The sequence below is a fragment of the Pseudomonas sp. NFACC13-1 genome (assembly GCF_900104425.1).
Taxonomy (GTDB): domain Bacteria; phylum Pseudomonadota; class Gammaproteobacteria; order Pseudomonadales; family Pseudomonadaceae; genus Aquipseudomonas; species Aquipseudomonas fluorescens_AA.
Map to the genome: position 1 here is coordinate 25903 of NZ_FMXV01000016.1, position 12779 is coordinate 38681.

Here is a 12779-nt window from a genome sequence, read left to right on the forward strand (position 1 = left end):
CGCATAGCTTCCGGCAGCGCGGACAGTCGACTTGAATGTCGATGGAAGCATGACTTTCCCACCCACGACGGGCCTTTCCCGTCGTGGGGAAGGCCTTTTTTTGTTTAGGAGGCCTTAATGAAAATGGAACTGGCGATGTATCAGGCACTGCGCGCAATCGACGTGCCTGAGCTCAAAGCTGAAGCCGTTATCCAAGCATTGGAATCTGACATGCTCACATTACTCGCTACGAAAAGTGATCTCACAAACCTTGACCAGCGGTTGACCGCCGAGATCGGTAGAACAACTGCTGAAATCGGCAAGGCGACAGCTGAGATCGCTAATACTAATCATCGGCTGACCGCAGAGATCGCTAAATCTGATCTCAAATTGTCCATTCGTATGGCTTCCATGCTCGCAGTCACAATCGGCATCTTGATCGGGGCGATGAAAGTTTTCTTATAGTTTTCCTCAACGATTACTGGAACCATCAAAACCACCTGTCATTCGATAGGTGGTTTTTTTTGCGACTTCTTCAGCGGTATATGGGTACATGTGGTGAAAAGGCGGGCAGCATCAACCAGGGATTGACCAAGCTAAAGGAAGGAAGTCTGCCTGGCCCCCGCCGCTGGGGGCCGCGGATGGACAAAGGCTGGAGTCGCCGCCAGCGGCCCTTATGATTTCTCGCAATAGCAGCTCTCGACCGGCCGAAGTCGGCCATTAGCTGCCGTTGGCAAAATTTTAAGCTCTTGGTGATGTGGAAAATCTTGCAAAGCCGAGTCGATTATTCGTACTACTACGTACGTAACTGAGTAGCGACCACGGACGACGCTGTGCGCTCGGGGCAAGCAGGGTTCAGATCTCCCATGAACTGCATATGACAGGGAATATGCCAAGCTAGGTATGCAGCCGCCGGGGTTGAATTCATAGGATTTCACACTGACTGCGAGCCTATGTCGAATAACTTTTCCACAGGCGCGGGCTGTATTTCGGTGATCGACTCTAGTCAGAAGTGAGACCGATCAGAGTGGCGGTGAAGGCTTGCTACGCCGATGGAGCTGTCAGTGCGCTGCGCTGAGCATGTCGTGCGGTTTTGTCCTTGCTACTGCGCCCGCAGGACACGCAAAATGCGGCCACAACGATTGAGTCCGAATTTTTGCCTGCAAACGTAGGCGATTTCTCAGTAATAGAGACTGAGCCATTCCCGAGGCAAAACAGATGATTTATTCACCGCACTCGCTCCTGAAACTGGTCCGGGATGGAAAACTAATCAAGCATCTTGCTCAGCGCGAGTCGACTACCCCGGAAGGCGTTGGATTTGACCTCAGACTCGCAGGCCTCTCTCGCCTGACAGTAGGGGGTGGAAGCTTGCGAGAGTCTACGCGACGCACCCCTGCCAGCGAGGTCATGCTCGCAGACGCAGATGACTGCTTCGTCATGGAGCCGGGCAAGACTTATCTGGCGAGCACCATGGAAGAATTCGATCTTCCGGACGATCTGGCAGCGCTTTTTTTTCCGAGAAGCACGCTGTTCAGAAGCGGGATAACGTTCAGTTCCAGTGTCCTGCCGCCAGGTTATATAGGACCGATGACGTTCGCGCTCACCAACCATCACAGCGAGGCGTTTGAAATTCAGATTGGTGCGCGCTTTGCGCACGTCATCTTTCAGGCGGTATCCGGGGATATCGGCCGGTATAAAGGACAGTGGCAGGGTGGCCGCGTCTCGCAGCCCAAGGACGAAGGACAAATCTGATGAGTGTGTTACAGATCAAAGGGCGAACAACGAAATCCCACACGGACTTCGACGCGGCATCGTACTCCAGCAACAGCCTTATTCTCACTAATGCGCGGGACGATAGAATCGAAGAGTTTTCGCTCGAACTGTCCGTGGGTGAAGGGTGGAGTGATAACTATTCTGGCAACGACAAAAACCTGTGGCGCATCGTCGATGGCATGACGATCAAGGGCCACGATTCTGTGGTGGTGGAGGCCTCTGAAGAAATCAAGGTGCCGCACAATCGATATGGCATCGTCCTACCGACGGGTAGTCTTTTTCTTTCACGCGGGGTGCTGGTTGCTTCGGCGAAGGTCGAACCTGCATTTGATGGCAAGCTCAAGCTCAGGATATTCAACACCACCAACAAAAATGTCCACCTGACCAAAGGCGAAAAGCTGGGCTCTGTGATTTTTTTCTCCACAGAATCGACGCATACCCAGAACCCCATCAAGCGTGGCAGTGAAATATCGACGCTTCCCATCACGCGGCGTGCGCGATTGAAGAAGTGGTTTTCGCTCAATCCCACCATATGGATCGGGTGGACGCTGAACTTAATCGGAAGCTCCTTGGTGTCTTCTCTTATACTGTACGCGATCTATTACAAGACGGTACTGGAACACCAATCGCAGCCTCCTCAAGCACAACAAAGCGCTCAGCTATCGCCGAATGAAGTTAAGTCAAAATGATTGTCATTGATAAAAATCTAGAACACCTTGTTGCACAGTACTCAATATGCGAAAAAGCCTTATTTGATGAATTTTCTCTCAAAATTCAATTGGGGCATACGTATTACGAGCCAAAACCTTTGCCAGTCTCCGAAAGCATTGTATACGGGTCGCATCCAGTCCCTTCGACGGTTTTTTCGGAGAAAAAAGAAATTCAGCAAAATTTGGTGCTAAAACCTGGCGAGCAAGTCATTACCTGTAGTAAACATCGATACAAAATACCGTTGGATTATTTTGGCTTGGTGCAAACCAAAGGAACCCTTGCGCGGTTGTTCGTGCAGGTAACCTGTAATGACGGTCAGGTAGAGCCGGGTTTCGACGGGTACATAACTCTCGAAATCATCAATATGTCGCCTTGGAAGATCGAAATACCGGCCGTCAGCGATATAGCACAGCTTTATTTGATGAAGTGCAGCAGCACCGCATCTGAGCCATACCACGGTCGGTATATGGATGCTGCCAAAGAAGGGCCCACCCTCGCAGTATTTCGAAAGTAGATCGCCTCACGGCAGCGGTCGACGCCGCAGGTTCAAATGGGCCTCTTCGCATAACCGCCGTTCGGAGCGGATGCCATAGCAGTAGCCGACGATCAGCATGCGGATCATTAGTTCAGGATCAATCGACGAACGCCCAATCGGGCTATAGAAATCGGCGAGGTAATGGCGCATGTCGCTCAGATCAAGACACCGATCAATGCTGCGCAGAAGGTGATTGGCTGGGATGTGATCTTCAAGGTTGAACGAGTAAAACAATCGCTCCTGCCCACTCGATAACTGTCCCATCATGCTGCGTAATCTCCCGCTGGCCGATGGAGTGATTTTGCCGTAGACGACACAGGAGCACCATTCTTAGCAAAGTCGACCCAAGGCAGGCCATGGCAAGTGGTTATCAGAGAAAGAGGGTTTCGCAGTTTTATCCGGCTCTTGACTGGTCATTCCCAGCCCAGTTTTCTGTAGGAAGTCTTGTCTTGTTCGGGAAAGTCCGTCAAGTATTCGCCCCACTGCATGTGCGCATAATATTTAGTCATCGCTTCAAAATGACTTTCAGCCTCGACCTCCCAAACAAGCTTCGCTTCCGAATGCATAAGCGCACGCGCACCATCACCTTGAGCACCGGCTAGACAAAGGTCTGACAGCCATCAGGTTCCTGCCAAAGTTCATGATTCATATTCGAGGTTCTGTTTTTTAAGGTCTTTATGGTGCCCGAAACTCTGATGGAGCGACCGTTATGGATCGGCTCTGTAGAAGAGACTGAATCCGAACGCCGACTTTTTCAACAGAATCGACCGAGAGCTGACGCTTAGTGAAGATCGAAAAGCTTTAAGTTCAGGTCGACACACCCAAAGGTACCACGGCCAACGCTCAGCTATACAGCCTGGTGAAGACCGCCAAGATCAACGGCCAAGAACCTTGATGACGCCCACCGTGATGAGCTGTAAGGATGATCTTTTGGATGAGTTCGATCTCTCGATTAGCTGCGACGGAAGCGCCCCAGCATTGCTACAGAACGCGCCGCAGTGCGTCGAAAACTCCCTTGTGGGGAAGATAGCCAATGATTCCGTGGGCGTTGATGGTCTTGTTATCAACGGTGCCATCGTTATCTATGTAGCTGGCGAAATTCTTCTCGTTCAACGGTTTTCCAAGTGCAACAAAATCAGAAGGGTCATAAAAGTTCATCCACTTATCTACAAAAGCTGGTTTGCGTCGCGGCGTGCCAAGTTTTGCCTTGAACGCGTCCAGACCAAGCGGCGACCCCATCGTTATGAACAGTGGAATCTGAACGCTCGCGCCCTCCGCTTCCAGTTCCCGCAGCAGCTTGAAAGCAATAACAGTTCCGAGTGAGTGAGTAATCAGAACTTGAGGACTTCTGCGCAACAAGGGGCGCACGATGCTGTCGACAGCCTTCGCCGCCCCAGGTGAAGAAAGGTAGGTATGCCCCTGTCTTATGACTCGAAGCAGAAGGGAGCCTTTAGCTGGAGAAATCTTTTCGATCAGCCGGAGTAGACCGACAAGACGCCTTGCTATGAGGTTGTCCATCGGAACAACATTATCTCCTGCGGAGCCTATCGCTGCTTCAATTTCGGATTCGTCGATGCCATGGTCGCTTGCGAACTCTTCCATCACTGCCCTGAGGAATTTCAATTCATCAGCATCGCCTATATCGACCGCTGTAGATTCAGTACCCATGCCAACTGCGACCTTTGTCTTATTATTCGTCCAGTCGGCAAGGGTCGTGCCGTAATACGCCATTTCGAAGGATGCCGACTTAAGCAAGCCTGGCTGAACAGCATGAAGAGACTCCGTCCATTTTTTGAGGAGCTCATCTTTGGTCGAAGCCTCTTGCCCGATCCCATGAATCATTAGAACGTTCATTTACTAGCCCTCATATGAAATTTCCGTATCAAAATCCTCGCCCCTTCTTCTTTGAACGAGGTGAACTGCGAGGGCAGTAAAAATTTGGTAATGCCACGCAATCCTTCCGCTACTGCTTTTTCTTGGGGGACGGGATCTTCAATGAATTCCCACCCTTGACGGAGCCAAGGCCAGAGACCCGCAACTAGCCCTGACTCTTCATGGGTTTCTTTCGTAACCCATTCTGGTAACTTATCATTCGCCAGCGACCTTGGCCTTGCTTGAACTCGCGGTACGTGAACCTTAAGGTCGGCTTGCCCCGTAACTTCGGATAACAGCAGCCCCGTAAATGCCACATCGAACGGCATAGGTTGGCCCCAATAGCAATAAAAGAACGCCATGCGGCGTATGCTATCTATGTCCCCTGTGTAGTCGTATAAGTAACTCGCGATAGCGCCTAAGGTTGGATTTACATGCTTTTCCCCTCGTAGTTCTGCAGCAATATCGTCTACTTGGCCAGCAGTTAGATTGCCGGCCTGAAGATTCTCAATCTCTCTGACCGAAGAGCCCATAACTCTCTCTAATGGGCTCCATCTGGAGAAGCAGGTCCAATTAATTTCGCCATTTTCGTCGCGACTTATCAGCGTCGTAAGCCATGCGTACACTACTGCTGATGCAAAGACTCCATCTGCAAATTCGACGAGGATTTGTATGGCCTCAGCCGAAGGGACTTTTACTAGGTAGGTTCCTCCGTTATCGTCGATCGAGCACATTTCAATTTCAGATGTGCTCCATATTTTAATAGGCACAGAACCTCGGATAGCTAAATTAAATCTCGACAGAGTGGAGTCATCCCGCAGTGAAAGGCCCTCTCGGATGTGCTTCCTGAAAAATCGGGATTTGATCTCGGGGAGACGGTCCTGTCGCTCTTCATTTTCGTTGCTCTCGGCTTGATCTCGGGAAGGCGGTGCAGGCCACTTCAGAGGCGGCAGACCGTTTGGATGCCCGCCACGCTGATAATAGACCGCATGCTCTCTGGGAATGCCGGTAGCGTAATCGGGGGAACATTTCAGATCGTACGTTTCCCCAATCTCCTTTAAACGTTCCTTTGAGAATAACGCCAGCGACTCGGGGATCACACAATCTGTAAGATACTTGTCAAACGCCTCGTCCCTGAGACCACACAGTCCTTCGACCAAGACGGTAGAGAAAACACACCTGGGCGGGGCAGTGCGGTCCCCTTTAAGCATGTACGCCTTTTGACCATCCACCACTGCGCTGAATCGATCAATAATTGGTGTAACTGCCTCGTATGGCCCTCTTGGGAGGACAGGGTCACCGAAGATATCCGCTGTTTCGATGTCCGTAGGTAGAGACCGGCAGGCATCGCCGAAGATCGTCAGGCTTTTTATTCCATGCCTGTAAAGCTGCCTTTTCAACGCCTCCACAGATACGGCGCGCATTTCATTAAACCAGTCACTAGGGAGCCAGATGTTTTGTTCTGCTCCAGATCTGAATCCATGCCCGGCGAAGTGCAAGATAAAAAGGCTCACCTCGTCATTGTCTGGAAGCATTCCGAGCAGCGTTTTCCGGATACGCGCAATCGTGACGGGGGTTTTGTCTTCATCAGTGACAACTTCCGTTATGAATCCCGCTTGCTGCGCCCAATCTCCTATTTCGTGAGCAGCCGTAATTGCCCCCGGCAAATGTGACAGCGGTGGTGCTTCCGAAACCCCGATGGTCAGACATAGCTTCACAATTGTCACCTAATTACAGCGCAGCGGTGGATGGTCCGCTATTTCTTCTCTGGTGCATGCCCCAGCCTACAGGGCTGAACCCAGGGATAGCGTAATGCGTGAGTAGGGCAAGAATAGTACTGGCAAGATAATAATCAACGGCAGCCTCGCCTCTGAAAGCTGAAATTTCAGAACTGCGGATGCATAGCGTCAAAACGGGCGGCCGTTTGGAATCCATCGACGTTAGACGAACGACTACTACTTGCAAGCCAATCGCGCTGAGGCCTTCATGTACTCGATGCTGGTACTGCTAACGGGGGCGACGTAAACGGATGTGTCGGATTAGCAGTTTTTGCCATTTGGCATTATAGTAAATGCCAGATGACAGAGTATTGGAGGTACCCCATGAGCGCCAAGAAAAAAGAGCCTGTAATCGAGGTTGTCAAAGATGCCAGCCGAAAAAGAAACGTTAAGCCACGCCCCGCTAAAGCTGTCGTAGCCGTCGCGACTGGCGATCGCACAGTGAGATTAGCCGCGTCAGGTTCTAGCCACGTGCCGCCGATGGTTGCGGTCTTGCTTTCTGGAAAAAGTAGCGATGATCGTATGGAGATTTACAGGGCCGTTAGAAACGGTTTCTCGCTCCAGTCGGTGATCGATATGATCGAGAACAGCGAGGTGTATAAGCAGCGCGGCGTGTTGTCGAAAATCGTTGGGACTTCTGATCGGACGCTCGCTCGACGGCTGAAGACGCCCAGTGAAGCCTTGACCGCGGAGCAAAGCACGCGGGCACTCAACTATGCTGAGGTTTTGGAAAAGGCTACCGATGTGTTGGGTTCTCGCGAGCTTGCCGAGCAATGGATGGCCAAACCTGCACGGGGCCTGAACGGTGAGACACCGATTGATCTAATTTCCAACTCTGTCGGGTATGAGTTGGTGACTGACTTTCTGACGCGCATTGAGTATGGGGTCTATTGATGGCTAAAGACCCTTTGAGCAGTGAGATTCATTTCTGGCGCCTCGACCCTGCTGAATACGCCTCCACTTGGGATTCAGGAGTGGGAGCTGAAAAAGTGGGTGGGCGTTGGAATCCCAAGGGAATGGGCACGGTTTACGCGGCTCTGGATGCCTCTACGGCCATCCTTGAAGTTGCAGTGCATAAGGATTTCGATGCGCTGGACAGTAAACCTCATTGCCTTACGCAGGCCCGAGTGCTTGACCCGTCCAGAATTCATGTGGTTCAGCCCAAGAGTATTGCCAACCCCAACTGGCTGGTACCGGGTACCCCAAGCCGGAGTCAGCAGCAGTTCGGCGCAGACTTGTTGAGCGAGCACCCTTTTGTGCTGGTCCCTTCCAGTGTCTCGCGACATAGCTGGAATTTGTTGATGAACCCGCACCTGGCCGATGGGTTGTATGAGCTGGTGCTGCAAGAGCCTTTTGCTCTTGATGGGCGGCTTAATAGGCCCTTGCCCTGAAGCGGGTCCCGTCCCTCTAGCGCCGTTTCCGTTTAACCGCCGTGTCACGGGCACTGTCTGCCTTTTATGACGTTAGACGCCTGCAATCTGTTCAAGATGAGAGAGCGCTAGTTTCAGTAGGGCTTGTTCCGTTTCGGGTTGCGGTTGCCTTCAGCATCCATGGGCAAGTACGGCCGACCCGGGATATCACCCCACAGCTGCGGAAAGTCCGCCTGGTCCCCGCCGAACTGCATCATCGCGGCATAAGGCTTATTGCTGCCCACCAGCGCCGCGCTCTCGGTGGCATGGGTAGTGATTGATGCGGCCAAGCCGGCGACACTGACTTGCAGCATCTTTCCAGGCCAGTGGCCGGTTTTGGCTCTGAGTTCGGTGGCGGTGTCCGAGAGTTCAGGCCACTGGGGACGGCCTTCCTGTTCGAAGTTTTCTTCGGTTTGGCTGGCGAGTTCGGCGGCCAGGCTGTGCATGAGTGTCGCTAGGTCACCGACAGTCCGCTCCACTCGGCTTAGGATTTGTTGCAGGTGTTGGTGCTTTAGTTCGATGCTGAACATGGGATGCTTTCCATTTTAGATTTGCGGTGCGTCTGGTCGTATTAGGTGGCTGAGTTTGGGGCTGCTGTGCAGCCCAGCGGGAGCAAGCTCCCTCGCCACGGGATCTGTGGTGTTCATCAGGACAGTTGTTGGTCGGCCTGCTTGCGTTTCAGGGCTTCGGCCAAGCCTGTGCCCGGTGCGTGATTGAAACCTGGGTCGGTGCGGAATGTGATGTTGTGGCCTTGGACGTTGGCGATTCGGATGCCTGTGACGGTTGCGGTTCTGGTCTCCCCGGTACGTTTGTCGGTGCCGGTCTCGACCGTTTCGGTAAAGGTTTTCCCTTGGCTGGATATAACGGTAAGACCACGGCGCTTGACGGCAGCTTCGCTCAGGGCGATGACGCGGCAGCGGCAGTTGAAGCCGTTGGGCGGGAAGATGGTCGACCAGACGGGGTCGTCGTGACGGAAGACCTGGCCGTGCATGGCTCGGTGGCTGCTGCGGGTTTTACCGTCGAGGACGGCGATGTACATCCAGTACGGGTGGATCTGGGTGGTCTGTTCCATGGCGGTTTTGCGACCGGCCATGTAGGCGCTTTGCAGGTTAGTTTGATAGATGGTTTTTAGGCGACGTGGGCTGCCGAGTTGGACGGTTTCGGCGCTGCCTTGGCTGTCGACGATGACCTGCTGGCCCCACCAGCCTTGGGCTTGTAGGACGGGTTTAAGGTTGGAGGTGAATTGCTGGAGGGTTTGGCCCTGCTGGAGGGCGGTTTTCAGGGCGGCGCGAATGTCGCTGAGCAGGTCCAGGCGCATGGCCTTGGCGACGGTGAACGCGTGGTTGTGGGCTTGGTCGAGGATGTCTTGCCAGTGCCAGGTGATGGTGTAGCCCTTGGCCTTCAGGTAGGCGATAGCGTTGGTGGGCTCGAGGCCGAAGATGACCTGGAGGTCCGCGGGGTTGAACTGCTTTGCGGGGCCGGCCATGTCAGTCTTCCCGGTCTGTGGTTGCGCTTAGACGGCCCCAGGTGTCTGCCATGAACATCAGGTTGGCGAGGCTTTCAGTCAGTTGGTTTAAGGGCTCGGCCGGCAGGCTATTGATGGCTTGGTCGAGGGCGGCTTGATCCTGCGCCGGGTGTTGTGTGGTTTCGGTGAATGACGGTTTGTCGTCCCGGGTCGGTGCTTGTTGTAGGTCACCGTCCTGCAGATTGTAGGTGCGCTGCCAGTAGGCGTTGGTGAACCTTACGCCGGACTCGGTCAGGGCCTTGTCGCGCTGGGCCAGGGATTGGTCGTTTTCTTCTTGTTGCCAGAGGGCATAGCGCGGTGCGACGACGTCGGGGCCGAAGTTGAGGTCAACAACGTGGCGGATGCAGGCGTTGAGCGCGCTGGCGACGATGGCGGCGTCGCCGTCGCGGATGTCTTGGGTGACTTCGGCGCCGGCCGTGGCGCTGGCGTGGTTGGTGTCTTTTTCGGTGGTCTGGTTTTGCCCGAGCATGGCGACGTTGATTTCGCTGCGGCAGTATTCGAGCAGTTGGCGGTAGACGTCGGCACTGCCGGCTTTGCCGGCCGCTTCGATGATTTGCACGCTGGCGTCGTCGGGGATGGCGGCGACAGCGTCTTGGACCATGGCTTCGAGGCTGTCGAGCAGCAGTTCGGTTTCGCCGTCGGTGGCGCCGCGTGGGTGTTGGCCGATGACCCAGGGGCTGCCGTATTTTTCAGTGAACTGTACCCAGAACTTGAGCCCGCCTTTCATGAAGGTGGCCGGCCAGAAACACATGCTCAGGTCCGGGAAACCATAGGGGTTGGCGTAGGTCGCGTCTTGGCGGGCAACGACAAAACGTTGGGGGTCGCAGGGCTCGCCGTCTGGGCCGGCGTCCTTGGCGCGAAAGTGCAACGCGTTGTTTTTGTCGTAGAAGAACCATTCCGATGGTTTGCCGAGCGGGCCTCGACCCCGATGCGGCCAGCTGCGCCGGCTGCCGCGTTTCGTCGGCACGGCCCTGGACGCCACCGGCAGCGGCGAAACCCTCGCCGAAGACACCGCCGACGCGTTCGGCCACAACCGCATCCAACAAGTGAAAATCACCCGGACCTGGTACGGCGCATGGATGCCCAAATTCGTGCAACTGTTCGAAGACGCGACAATCACGCTGCCCAAAGACGACACTCTTCACCAAGACATCCGCGCCATCGAAACCGTCGACGGCATCCCCATGATCGTCAAAGCCCGCAAACAAGACCTCAAAGACCCCGACCTCTACCGCCACGGCGACTTCGCCGGTGCCGGTGCGCTCGCCAACTTCGCCACGCTGGAAGTCGCCAGCGGCCCGGTCACCGTCAAATCACGCCGCCCGCGCCAGGGCCAGCGCCTCACCCAGGGGTACGCATGAACAACACAGGCCTATGGGTCAGCCCCACTGAATTCGTCCACTTTGCCGAGCCCCAACGCAGCCGCTCCCTCAACCGCCACATCGCCACCCGAGGCCGCGCCCAGGCCAGCGACTTCGGCAGCCATTTACCTAACCCAGACCCGATTCTCAAAGCCCAAGGCAAAGACATTGCGGTATACCGCAACCTGCGCTGCTCAGCCCTCGTCGGAGGCAACATCCGCCGTCGCAAAGCCGCCGTGCTGTCGCTGGAACGAGGCCTGCAACGTGAAGACACCGCCAACAAAGTGGAACGCTTCATCACTGACTGGCTCACCGACCTCGACCTGGACCGCATCATCCGCGAACTGCTCGACGCACCGTTATTCGGCTACCAACCCATCGAACTCCTATGGCGCCCCGTGGGCAGGCATTGGATGCCACAAGACCTAGGGCGCGCGACGCTGATGATGTAGGCGTCGGTGTTGTTTTCTGAGGGCGGCGCCCAGCGTTCGATGATTTCGCGCACGGTGTCGATGGTGCTGCCGTCGGCAGCATGGCGTTTGTCTTGGTAGGTGATGAGGACGCGGGCGATGGCGCGGATGCCCCAGCGTGGGTTGATGTATTGGACGTATTGGCTGTCGGTCTGGGGCGTTGGCCATGCCTTGCCAGCGGACGCGATGGGCGTGGCGGATGTTGCCGGGGTTGTAGTTGCGGATGCCGCGGGGTGTTCGGGTCGCATGGGGGGTTGCCTCCAGTCGCGGCGCCCCTGTGGTTTGAGGCGCTAGAAATGCACACGCCGCTATGGTGGGAGGCGTGGGCTGGAGGGGCTTTTAATTGGGTTTAGGGAGAGGGTTGGCCGGGCAGACAACAAAGATATTCTGCTGAGGTAAGCTGAGCAAACCAGCACCCGAGTACGTAAGCATGGCACAACAGCCGCCTAAGTCTATGCGCTAGCTCAGACATCACGAGGACAAAAAAATGGAAGCTGACATGTCAACGATTGGATCGGTCGATGAAGAGATGCGCGAGATTATGCGTCTACTGGAGGACGCTGAAGGTACTCATGAGTTGCCACGACTCCTGTTGGCCCCCAGTAAGGAGGATCTCACCCTGATCGGCGAGCTGATCCAGATGTATTGCGTGGCAGACGCATTCTGCCGTGGGCTCATCGCCATGCTTCAAGAGCATCGGCTTGGTATTGCAAGTGATTCGGCCTACTCGCTGAACGATACCGACGTCTTGCTTCACACAAAAAAAGAAGCTCGTGAGACCGGCCTGAATATCGACAAGGCCGGCATCATCAGCGCGGTGGAAACGTTTGAGATGCACAGAATGTTCCGACACACATTCTCTCACTGGGTCGTTCAACGGTACTCGGATGGAAAGCATCTAGTGGCTCTTTCGAGAAGCGCGCCAGACGCAAAGAAACGCGATGGTATTGCGCTGAAAGGTGGCGACGCGAAACTGATGATTTTCCGGATTGATCTACTGATGACGGAGCTGGCTAAAATCAAAGGCCACTGCAGGTTTTTGTCGCAACTGCACACCTGTCTGGAAGGTGCTTCTGCAACTTATGAATGAGACGAAATAGGTAGGGCTGCGTCCTCATAGGTATCACGTCCCCATCTGCGGATACCATCAAAGCGCCTTAAGAATCCCAGCCATATGGACAATCATGTCAGTTTATGGCCGAGACTGAAAAAACGCATCCATAGTGCTTAGGTCAGCAACGTTAAATCTGACATATTGAATCAGTCACAGGGGCGTTAGTGACTGGGTTCATCACAATTATCTTGCGAGGACAGCAACGGAGGGTCTTCGACGTGTTCCCATTCCAAGTACCACTCGTATGTTTCG

General features: G+C 54.5%; 14 protein-coding genes and 1 pseudogene. 9 read left to right on the forward strand and 6 right to left on the reverse strand.

All coding sequences use genetic code 11. From position 1 onward, the window contains the following. Positions 1-117 precede the first annotated feature (117 nt). The 4 genes from BLQ55_RS19420 (at position 118) to BLQ55_RS19435 (ending at position 2977) form a co-directional block, all read left to right on the forward strand. Entirely contained in the window at positions 118-444 is a 327-nt protein-coding gene (locus BLQ55_RS19420) for a hypothetical protein (RefSeq protein WP_058543814.1), read from the forward strand. A 753-nt stretch (positions 445-1197) separates the two neighbouring features. Beyond that, positions 1198-1731 carry a dCTP deaminase gene (locus BLQ55_RS19425; protein WP_092256000.1) on the forward strand — a complete coding sequence of 178 codons (534 nt, stop codon included), beginning with the start codon at positions 1198-1200 and terminating at the stop codon, positions 1729-1731. Beyond that, positions 1731-2441, forward strand: a complete 711-nt coding sequence (locus tag BLQ55_RS19430) for a dCTP deaminase domain-containing protein (RefSeq protein ID WP_092256002.1) — start codon at positions 1731-1733, stop codon at positions 2439-2441. Before BLQ55_RS19425 ends, BLQ55_RS19430 begins: the two co-directional genes overlap by 1 nt. Beyond that, complete coding sequence (locus BLQ55_RS19435) at positions 2438-2977, forward strand: dCTP deaminase (RefSeq protein ID WP_092256004.1); 540 nt, start codon at positions 2438-2440, stop codon at positions 2975-2977. Before BLQ55_RS19430 ends, BLQ55_RS19435 begins: the two co-directional genes overlap by 4 nt. Before the next feature lie 18 nt (positions 2978-2995). Here BLQ55_RS19435 and BLQ55_RS19440 read toward each other — a convergent pair. The 3 genes and pseudogenes from BLQ55_RS19440 to BLQ55_RS19455 all read right to left on the reverse strand — a co-directional run. Beyond that, positions 2996-3265 (reverse strand): annotated as a pseudogene (locus BLQ55_RS19440) (transposase); the annotation flags it as partial. Between the two features lie 714 nt (positions 3266-3979). Beyond that, positions 3980-4852 carry an alpha/beta hydrolase family protein gene (locus BLQ55_RS19450; RefSeq protein WP_092256006.1) on the reverse strand — a complete coding sequence of 291 codons (873 nt, stop codon included), beginning with the start codon at positions 4850-4852 and terminating at the stop codon, positions 3980-3982. Beyond that, positions 4849-6588 carry a caspase family protein gene (locus BLQ55_RS19455; protein WP_092256008.1) on the reverse strand — a complete coding sequence of 580 codons (1740 nt, stop codon included), beginning with the start codon at positions 6586-6588 and terminating at the stop codon, positions 4849-4851. Before BLQ55_RS19455 ends, BLQ55_RS19450 begins: the two co-directional genes overlap by 4 nt. A 384-nt stretch (positions 6589-6972) precedes the next feature. Between BLQ55_RS19455 and BLQ55_RS19460 the strand changes: the two genes are divergently transcribed. Beyond that, positions 6973-7542, forward strand: coding sequence for a type II RES/Xre toxin-antitoxin system antitoxin (locus tag BLQ55_RS19460; protein ID WP_092256011.1), 570 nt, complete (start codon positions 6973-6975; stop codon positions 7540-7542). Next, the gene (locus BLQ55_RS19465) at positions 7542-8039 is read left to right on the forward strand and encodes an RES family NAD+ phosphorylase (RefSeq protein ID WP_092256014.1); all 498 of its coding nucleotides are present in this window, start codon (positions 7542-7544) and stop codon (positions 8037-8039) included. Before BLQ55_RS19460 ends, BLQ55_RS19465 begins: the two co-directional genes overlap by 1 nt. Positions 8040-8152: 113 nt before the next feature. Here the strand turns inward: BLQ55_RS19465 and BLQ55_RS19470 are convergent, their stop codons facing one another. From BLQ55_RS19470 to BLQ55_RS19480, 3 genes are all read right to left on the reverse strand, one after another. Beyond that, the gene (locus tag BLQ55_RS19470; RefSeq protein ID WP_256326606.1) at positions 8153-8587 is read right to left on the reverse strand and encodes a phage virion morphogenesis protein; all 435 of its coding nucleotides are present in this window, start codon (positions 8585-8587) and stop codon (positions 8153-8155) included. Between the two features lie 116 nt (positions 8588-8703). Beyond that, complete coding sequence (locus BLQ55_RS19475) at positions 8704-9543, reverse strand: phage head morphogenesis protein (RefSeq protein WP_092256016.1); 840 nt, start codon at positions 9541-9543, stop codon at positions 8704-8706. Position 9544: 1 nt separating this feature from the next. After that, the gene (locus BLQ55_RS19480; RefSeq protein ID WP_256326607.1) at positions 9545-10450 is read right to left on the reverse strand and encodes a phage portal protein family protein; all 906 of its coding nucleotides are present in this window, start codon (positions 10448-10450) and stop codon (positions 9545-9547) included. A 37-nt stretch (positions 10451-10487) separates the two neighbouring features. Here BLQ55_RS19480 and BLQ55_RS19485 point away from each other — a divergent pair, with 37 nt between their 5' ends. The 3 genes from BLQ55_RS19485 to BLQ55_RS19500 all read left to right on the forward strand — a co-directional run bounded on the left by BLQ55_RS19485 (position 10488) and on the right by BLQ55_RS19500 (position 12503). Further along, entirely contained in the window at positions 10488-10943 is a 456-nt protein-coding gene (locus BLQ55_RS19485) for a hypothetical protein (protein WP_256326608.1), read from the forward strand. After that, a complete protein-coding gene (locus BLQ55_RS19490; RefSeq protein ID WP_092256019.1) occupies positions 10940-11395 on the forward strand; it encodes a phage portal protein family protein in 456 nt (151 codons plus the stop codon). Before BLQ55_RS19485 ends, BLQ55_RS19490 begins: the two co-directional genes overlap by 4 nt. A 505-nt stretch (positions 11396-11900) precedes the next feature. Then, on the forward strand, positions 11901-12503 hold the full coding sequence (locus BLQ55_RS19500; protein WP_143011750.1) for a hypothetical protein: 603 nt from the start codon (positions 11901-11903) through the stop codon (positions 12501-12503). The last annotated feature ends 276 nt before the right edge of the window (positions 12504-12779 follow it).